The 5,905-nt window shown below is 66.6% G+C and carries 8 protein-coding genes; 5 read left to right on the top strand and 3 right to left on the bottom strand.

The features are described 5' to 3' along the window. Nucleotides 1–152: 152 nt before the first annotated feature. On the bottom strand, nucleotides 153–1,448 hold the full coding sequence (locus ASE78_RS14475) for an MFS transporter (RefSeq protein ID WP_056498046.1): 1,296 nt from the start codon (nucleotides 1,446–1,448) through the stop codon (nucleotides 153–155). Between the two features lie 129 nt (nucleotides 1,449–1,577). On the opposite strand from ASE78_RS14475, the gene pgsA reads away from it, so the two are divergent. The 3 genes from pgsA to ASE78_RS14460 are packed head-to-tail and all read left to right on the top strand — an operon-like array spanning nucleotide 1,578 to nucleotide 2,835. After that, entirely contained in the window at nucleotides 1,578–2,144 is a 567-nt protein-coding gene (pgsA, locus tag ASE78_RS14470; protein ID WP_055759134.1) for a CDP-diacylglycerol--glycerol-3-phosphate 3-phosphatidyltransferase, read from the top strand. Beyond that, on the top strand, nucleotides 2,144–2,401 hold the full coding sequence (gene moaD / locus ASE78_RS14465) for a molybdopterin converting factor subunit 1 (protein ID WP_055759137.1): 258 nt from the start codon (nucleotides 2,144–2,146) through the stop codon (nucleotides 2,399–2,401). Before pgsA ends, moaD begins: the two co-directional genes overlap by 1 nt. Next, nucleotides 2,398–2,835 (top strand): molybdenum cofactor biosynthesis protein MoaE, encoded by a 438-nt coding sequence (locus ASE78_RS14460; protein ID WP_056498045.1) that lies wholly within the window; start codon nucleotides 2,398–2,400, stop codon nucleotides 2,833–2,835. The genes moaD and ASE78_RS14460 overlap by 4 nt, the downstream gene beginning before the upstream one ends. A gap of 51 nt (nucleotides 2,836–2,886) precedes the next feature. Here ASE78_RS14460 and ASE78_RS14455 read toward each other — a convergent pair whose 3' ends face one another. Both ASE78_RS14455 and ASE78_RS14450 read right to left on the bottom strand, forming a co-directional pair. Further along, the gene (locus ASE78_RS14455; protein WP_056498044.1) at nucleotides 2,887–3,579 is read right to left on the bottom strand and encodes a fasciclin domain-containing protein; all 693 of its coding nucleotides are present in this window, start codon (nucleotides 3,577–3,579) and stop codon (nucleotides 2,887–2,889) included. Between the two features lie 106 nt (nucleotides 3,580–3,685). Continuing rightward, nucleotides 3,686–4,588, bottom strand: coding sequence for a hydrogen peroxide-inducible genes activator (locus ASE78_RS14450; RefSeq protein WP_056498043.1), 903 nt, complete (start codon nucleotides 4,586–4,588; stop codon nucleotides 3,686–3,688). A 129-nt stretch (nucleotides 4,589–4,717) separates the two neighbouring features. Between ASE78_RS14450 and ASE78_RS14445 the strand changes: the two genes are divergently transcribed. Next, the gene (locus tag ASE78_RS14445) at nucleotides 4,718–5,260 is read left to right on the top strand and encodes a peroxiredoxin (protein ID WP_056498042.1); all 543 of its coding nucleotides are present in this window, start codon (nucleotides 4,718–4,720) and stop codon (nucleotides 5,258–5,260) included. A 109-nt stretch (nucleotides 5,261–5,369) separates the two neighbouring features. After that, a complete protein-coding gene (locus ASE78_RS14440; protein WP_056498041.1) occupies nucleotides 5,370–5,891 on the top strand; it encodes a carboxymuconolactone decarboxylase family protein in 522 nt (173 codons plus the stop codon). The last annotated feature ends 14 nt before the right edge of the window (nucleotides 5,892–5,905 follow it).

The raw sequence follows: 5,905 nt of genomic DNA, 5'->3' as shown, positions 1-5,905 counted from the left end.
CCCCCCGCCGCCACCCGTTCCGCAGCCGCTTGGTCGGGGAGCGCGTCGAAACCGCCGCCCGCGCGGGCGAGGATGATCTGAAGCTGTTCGCGGTGAGCTTCACCGCGTTCTTCATCTGCTTCTACACGTTCCTGCTGTAGACCCGGTTCGGCCTATTTTTCCTCGCAGGCGCGGTGCAGGCGCCATGCGAGCCATGCCGAGATCAGGCACATCGCCGCCACGATCAGGAGCATGTCGATCGGCCCAAGGCCGGCCGAGGTCAGCAGGATCACCCCGACCGCGCCGAGCGACATCGCGGCGCAGTTGACCACGTTGTTGGCGGCGACCGTCCGCGCGGTCTGGTCCTTGGTCACGGTGGTGGTCAGGAAGGCGTAGAGCGGCACGACGAACATGCCGCCGAAGATCGCGATCATCGCCAGCGTGAGCAGCACGAACAGCGACTGTGGATGGGTCACGAACGCCCATGCGCCATAGAGCGTGCCGGCCGGCGCAGGGGTCCACGCACGCGCCTGGAGCGCGAAGGCCAGCACGCATACCGCCATCGCGATGACCGACGCCGGCGAATAGCGCGCCGAGATGCGCCCCTTGAGCATCGCGTTGATGATGACCGATCCGATCGCGACCCCGATCGAGAAGATGGCGATGGTGAGCGAGGCGACCTGCTTGTCGGCGGTCAGCACGTTCTTCACCAGCACCGGGAAGATCACGATCAGCACCGACCCGATCGTCCAGAAGAAGCTGATCGCGACGATCGCGAGGAACAGGCGGCGGATGTGCATCGTCGCCGCGATCAGATGCCACGACGCGGTCAGGGGATTGTAGTTGATGACCAGTTCGGGGCCGCTGCGCGGGGCGGGGGGCACCATCCGCCCGGTGAACCAGCCGAGGATCGCGACGACCACGACGAGCCCCGCCGCCCATTCGACGCTGACCCAGCCGGCGACGATCGTGCCGGTCAGCACCGAGAGATACGTCGCCGCCTCGACCAGCCCGGTGCCGCCCAGCACCTGATCCTCCTTCAGATGTTGCGGCAGGATGGCGTATTTGATCGGGCCGAAGAAGGTCGAATGGATGCCGAGCAGTACGACCGCGCTCAGCATCATCACCACCCCCACCGTCGGATGGCCGCCGCGCGCGACGAGCATGCCCGCCGCGCCGTACAGCATGATGCCGATCTCCACCGTCTTGACGATGCGGATGATCTTCGCCTTGTCGTGATTGTCGGCGAGCTGGCCCGACAGCGCCGACAGGAGCACGAACGGCAGGATGGCAAGGCCAGTGGCCAGTGCGTTGAAATTCTGTTCGCTCGCCGGATCGCCGAACAACTGGTACGTCGCGAACAGCACCATGGCGTGCTTGTAGAGATTGTCGTTGAACGCGCCCAGAAACTGGGTGGCGAACAACGGCAGGAAACGGCGCTGCGTCAGCAGGCCCAGCGCATTGTTCATTCTGACTTCCTGGCCCGGAACGGGAGATCGCGTGGGCGGTGTAGCCGAGCGTGGGCCGCCGCTTCAATCGCCGATTATCGTGAGCCTTGCCCTTGGCGGGATTCCAAACAGGCTCTACAGCGTGGACCAGTGCTGACGCTTCCCAACATCCTGACGCTGTCGCGTATCTTTGCGGTGCCGCTGCTGGTCGCGCTGCTGTGGTGGCCGACGTGGCAGGCGGGCTATGCCATCGCCTTCGCGCTCTACTGCCTGATGGGCATCACCGATTATTTCGACGGTTATCTGGCGCGCGCGCAGGGGACGGTATCGAAGCTCGGCGTGTTCCTCGATCCGATCGCCGACAAGATCATGGTCGCCGCCGTCATCCTGATGCTGGTCGGCACACGGCACGACGTGGCGATCATCACCGGCATCCACCTGATCGCCGCGCTCGTTATCCTGCTGCGCGAGATCGCGGTGTCGGGGCTGCGCGAGTTCCTCGCCGGCATTCAGGTGTCGTTGCCGGTATCGAAGCTCGCCAAGTGGAAGACGACGCTGCAACTGGTGGCGTTGGGCGCGCTGATCCTTGCCGGGGCGGTGCCGCAGCATGGCTTCGTCCATGTCACCGGGCTGATCTGCCTGTGGGGCGCGGCGGCGCTGACCGCGATCACCGGCTGGGACTATCTGCGGGTCGGCCTGAAGCATATGGACAGTTAATGGCGATCGACGTGCTGTATTTCGCATGGGTCCGCGAATCGATCGGGACCGGGGCGGAACGGGTTGAGGTGCCGGATACGGTGACGAGCGTCGCCGGCCTGATCGACTGGCTTGCCGTCCGAAGCGAGGGCCACGCCACCGCCTTCGTCGACCGCGACCGGTTGCGCGCGGCGGTGGATCAAGTGTTCGTTAGCCTCGACACCCCGATCGCCGGTGCGCGCGAGGTCGCGATCTTTCCGCCGGTGACGGGCGGATGATCCGGGTGGTGGTGCAGGACGCACCGATCGACATCGCCGCCGAACACGCTGCCGCCGAAGCGCCGGGCGCGGGTGCGGTCGCGACCTTCACCGGACTGGTGCGCGGCGACGACGGCGTCACCGAACTGGCGCTGGAACATTATCCCGGCGCGACCGAACGCGCGCTGGAAACCCTGTGTCACGAAGCGGTCGACCGCTGGAGCCTTGCCGGGGCGACGATCGTCCACCGCGTCGGGCCGATGGTGCCGGGCGACCGGGTGGTGTTCGTGGCGACGACCGCGCGGCACCGCGGGGCGGCTCTGGACGCCTGCGCGTTCCTGATCGACCGGCTCAAGACCGGGGCGCCGTTCTGGAAGCGCGAACGGCGCGGCGGCGATGCGCGCTGGGTGGAGGCTCGCGCCGGCGACGACGTGGCGGCGGCGCGCTGGAACTGAAACGGGGCCGGCGCAAGGCCGACCCCGTCGTGCACGCCAAAACGTGGGATCTTAGCCGAGCTTGGGGGCCAGCACGCCGTTCACGACATGAACAACACCGTTCGACTGGTTGACGTCATATTGCGTGACATAGCTCTTGCCGCCGTTGACGTCGGTCAGCACCAGCGCGCCGTTTTCCAGCGTGGCCTTCAACGGCTGACCTTCGACCGTGGTCAGCGTGGCGGTGCCGCCGCCGGCTTCGATCTGCGACTTGAGCGCCGCCGAGTCGAGCTTGCCCGCGATGACGTGATAGGTCAGCAGCTTGGTCAGCGATGGCTTCTGCTCGGGCTTGAGCAGCGTGTCGAGCGTGCCGGGGGCGAGGCGGCCGAACGCTTCGTCGGTCGGGGCGAACACGGTGAACGGACCCGGACCCGACAGTGTCGCGGCCAGACCGGCGGCCTGCACCGCCTTCACCAAGGTGGTGAGGTTGCTCGCCTTCGACGCATTGGCGACGATCGTCGCGGTCGGCAGCATCGGCGCGCCGCCGACGATGACCGGTGCGGCATTGGCGGTTACGCCGGCGTCGACCTGCGCGCCGGTCTGGACCGTGCCGAGCGGCGTGCGGACCGTGGCGGTGGTGCCGGTGCGGACACCGGTCGTCGCGGTGGTGCCGGGCTGGGCCGGCTGCGGCGTGGTCGTCTGGGCATGGGCGACGCCGGCCAGCGACAGGGCGAGGGCGGCGGTGGAAATCGAAGCGCGAATCATGGGAATCTCCCGTGGCTGCGTGGAAATGGACGCGGTGCGCCGATGGCACCGACGCGGGAAATACGGTTGGCTTGGCCGAACGGTTCCCTCGCGGTCCTGATCCAGATCAACCGCGCGCGGCGGCAAGCACGTCGGCAAGCAGGCGAAAATCGCGTTCGCGCGGCGAGGCGCGCCGCCATACCAGCGCGATCCGGCGCGAGGCATGGTTCGATTCGATCGGCCGTGCCATCACCCCGGTATTGTCGAGGATACCGGCATCGATCGCCATTTGCGGCAACATGGTGGTGCCCAGCCCGTTGTCGATCATCTGCACGATGGTGTGGAGCGATGTGCCCATCATCATCGCCTGTCCCCGCGTTTCGGGGTGTTCGCAGGCGCGCAACGCATGGTCCTTCAGGCAATGGCCGTCCTCGAGCAGCAGCAGCCGTTCGGGGTCAATATCCTCGGCGACCAGCGATCCGGCAGGCATCGCCGGTTCCCCCTGCGGCACCGCCAGCAGCAGCCGGTCGTCGAACAGCGGGGCCACCTCCACCTCGCCACAGCCATAGGGGAGGGCGAGCAGCACGCAATCGGTGCGGCCGTGGTGCAGCCCCTCGCACGCCGCCGCGCTCGGCTCCTCGCGCAGATAGAGTTTGAGGTCGGGATAATCGGCGCGCAGGCGCGGCAGCAGGCGCGGCAGCAGGAACGGCGCGATCGTCGGGATCACGCTCATCCGCAGATCGCCCGACAGCGGCCGGCCGGCGGCGCGAGCCATGTCGGTCAGTTCCTCGGCCTCGCGCAATACCTTGCGCGCCTTGTCGACGATGCTCTCGCCCAGCGGCGTGAAGCGCACGACGCGGCGGGTGCGTTCGACCAGCGTGATGCCGATCAGCGTTTCCAGTTCGCGGATGCCCGCCGACAGCGTCGACTGGGTGACGAACGATGCCTCGGCGGCGCGTCCGAAATGGCCCGCGTCGCGCAGCGCGACCAGATATTGAAGCTGTTTGAGCGTCGGCAGGTAGACGGACATGCCAGCCTATTTATCGGCTGCGTCGATCAATCCCAAGGGCAATTTCGATTGGAACGGTCCATAGCGGACCCTATATCGCATTGCAGCAATTCATGGTGCCGCAACGCACCACAACGAAAGGGCCACCCCATGCTGACCGTAGGCGATACGCTCCCCGAATTCACCGTTCCCGTCCAGCAGGGCACCGACGCGCTGCCCGCCGGCGAGACGCTCCGCCACGATGCGTTTCCGGGCAAGTGGAAGGTGCTGTTCTACTGGCCGAAGGACTTCACCTTCGTCTGCCCGACCGAGATCGTCGGCTATAGCGAGCTGAAGGACGATTTCGCCGATCGCGACGCCGTGCTGATCGGCGCGTCGACCGACACCGCGCACGTCCACCTCGCGTGGCGCAAGTCGGACCCCGATCTGGCGGCGGCCGACTTCCCGTGGATCGCCGACAATGGCGCGGTGCTGGCGAGCAAGCTCGGCATTCTCGACAAGAACGAGCATGTCGCGTTCCGCGCGACCTTCATCATCGATCCCGACAACGTCATCCAGGCGGTGCAGGTCAACGGCCTGAACGTCGGTCGCAACCCGCAGGAGACGCTGCGCGTGCTCGACGCGCTCCAGACCGACGAACTGTGCCCGTGCAACTGGAACAAGGGCGACGACGTCCTTCAGGTCGCGGCCTGATTTTTGGCGGGGCGGGCCGAGGTCCGCCCCACTCTTCGACGCCCCAGCGCAGACCCGGCCCTTGCGCCCGGTCGGCTGGGGTGTTGCGTATCTGACGGAGATTACTTCCATGTCGCTCAAGGAATTCGCATCGGCGCTGCCCGATTTCGCCAAGGACATCCGCCTCAACGTCGGATCGCTGCTGAACGAGACGGTCCTCGATCCGCAGAAGAAGTTCGGCACGATGCTCGCCTGCGCCCATGCCACCGGGTACAAGCCGCTGGTGGATGCGGCCGAGGCGGAAGTCGCGGACAAGCTGTCGCCCGAGGCCGCCAATGCGGCGCGCGCGGCGGCGGCAGTGATGGCGATGAACAACGTCTATTACCGCTTCGTCCACCTCGCGAAGAACAAGGAATACGGCAATCTTCCCGCCAAGTTGCGGATGAACGTCATCGCCGCGCCGGGGATCGAAAAGGTCGATTTCGAGCTGTTCAGCCTCGCGGTATCGGCGATCAACGGCTGCGGCATGTGCATCGACGCGCATGAGGATGTCCTGAAGAAGCACGGCGTGAAGGCCGAGGTCATCCAAGGCGCGGTGCGGATCGGCGCGGTGTTGCAGGCTGTGGCGAAGGTTCACGCTGCGGTCGCGTAAGATCGGTTCACGCG

Origin of the sequence: Sphingomonas sp. Leaf25 (assembly GCF_001421635.1) — a bacterium.
Taxonomy (GTDB): Bacteria; Pseudomonadota; Alphaproteobacteria; order Sphingomonadales; family Sphingomonadaceae; genus Sphingomonas.
The sequence above is the reverse complement of the archived record's forward strand: the minus strand, read 5'-3'. Positions and strand labels throughout refer to the sequence as shown.

Excerpts from the sequence above, each read along its gene's own strand:
- ASE78_RS14445 (WP_056498042.1), top strand. The coding sequence starts at position 4,718 with ATGCTGACCGTAGGCGATACGCTCCCCGAATTCACCGTTCCCGTCCAG.
- ASE78_RS14475 (WP_056498046.1), bottom strand. The coding sequence starts at position 1,448 with ATGAACAATGCGCTGGGCCTGCTGACGCAGCGCCGTTTCCTGCCGTTG.
- moaD (WP_055759137.1), top strand. The coding sequence starts at position 2,144 with ATGGCGATCGACGTGCTGTATTTCGCATGGGTCCGCGAATCGATCGGG.
- ASE78_RS14455 (WP_056498044.1), bottom strand. The coding sequence starts at position 3,579 with ATGATTCGCGCTTCGATTTCCACCGCCGCCCTCGCCCTGTCGCTGGCC.
- ASE78_RS14450 (WP_056498043.1), bottom strand. The coding sequence starts at position 4,588 with ATGTCCGTCTACCTGCCGACGCTCAAACAGCTTCAATATCTGGTCGCG.
- ASE78_RS14440 (WP_056498041.1), top strand. The coding sequence starts at position 5,370 with ATGTCGCTCAAGGAATTCGCATCGGCGCTGCCCGATTTCGCCAAGGAC.
- ASE78_RS14460 (WP_056498045.1), top strand. The coding sequence starts at position 2,398 with ATGATCCGGGTGGTGGTGCAGGACGCACCGATCGACATCGCCGCCGAA.